This window comes from Vibrio sp. VP6, from assembly GCF_028823755.1.
Taxonomy (GTDB): Bacteria; Pseudomonadota; Gammaproteobacteria; order Enterobacterales; family Vibrionaceae; genus Vibrio; species Vibrio parahaemolyticus.
The window spans coordinates 1-1,001 of the sequence record NZ_JAPEID010000152.1 but is presented as its reverse complement, the minus strand read 5'-3'; the positions used below and the strand labels follow the sequence as shown (position 1 = coordinate 1,001).

Annotated in this window: 2 protein-coding genes; both read right to left on the bottom strand. The window is 44.3% G+C overall.

From position 1 onward, the window contains the following. Positions 1-158: 158 nt before the first annotated feature. On the bottom strand, positions 159-563 hold the full coding sequence (locus tag OU793_RS24605; protein ID WP_031500119.1) for a hypothetical protein: 405 nt from the start codon (positions 561-563) through the stop codon (positions 159-161). 104 nt (positions 564-667) lie between these two features. Then, a partial coding sequence (locus tag OU793_RS24600) for an antirestriction protein (RefSeq protein ID WP_274647915.1) occupies positions 668-1,001 on the bottom strand: 334 nt, incomplete at its 5' end.

Sequence of the window (1,001 nt, the reverse complement as noted above, 5' to 3'; positions counted from 1 at the left end):
ACCTCTGCTTCAAGCTGACCTTCATACCCGTCCAATAATGAATACATGACCTTCCCCTTTCAAATTAGACATACTGTTGTGGCTAATTCCGCTGGCGCTTGCCAGTTGAACTGGCAAGCCCGGCTAAGGGCGGTAAAACAATGGATGTTCTCTATCCGTTATTCAACATCAGAGTAGCTTTTTACACCTTTCTTGATCCCTTTCCAAATTTCTGGCCATACCGGAATGGTACGACCGCAATCAAAACAGCTCATCACGACTTGACCATCACGGCCAATCAAGACATGACTGTTCGTTGGAGTATGACAACAAGAACAAGCATGAAATCCTGCAAAGCAGAATCCCGTCTTATCGAGTAGAGCAAAATTCAAGACCAAGGCTTCTTCATGAAGCGCGGTTTTGGTTTCAATCCACTCATTATTCACCCCGCACCACATGTATAGTCGACCATCACCATCAAGTGACAGATAACACTTGCGTGTTAAATGATAATGAGTAGTGACCTCAGACGGCGCATTCTCTCGGATTTGTAGAATATTGATGATCGCGTCAAGCTTTGACATAAGACCTCTCCTAGAACAATAAATAAAACAGAAGAAGCCCACAGGACTTCTCCTGTGGTTAGTGCAAAGCGTAAACGCTTTAGTTGGTTGGTGTTATGCCACGATTAATCGATGACACGAGCAATGTTATCCCACTCAGAATGTTCTCTGGCGTATTCCATGAGACGCACCTGGTGGTAACTGAAATTTTCCATTTCGGCAAAGTCGCCTTTTTCAAACGCAACGATCGCACAAAAACTCAATGCGATAAGCCAAATACATATCCCTGCCGCTTCTTGCGAAAACGAACCCGACGAGTAGTTGTGAGGGTTATCGAGTGTGACTTGCGTATTCATAACTGGATAAGCGAACTTACCCCCGTTATCTAACATCACAAATTCCCAATAGGCCCCGTGGTACTCTTTCAGAAATTCCTTTGAAAAACGGTAGATCGAGTTT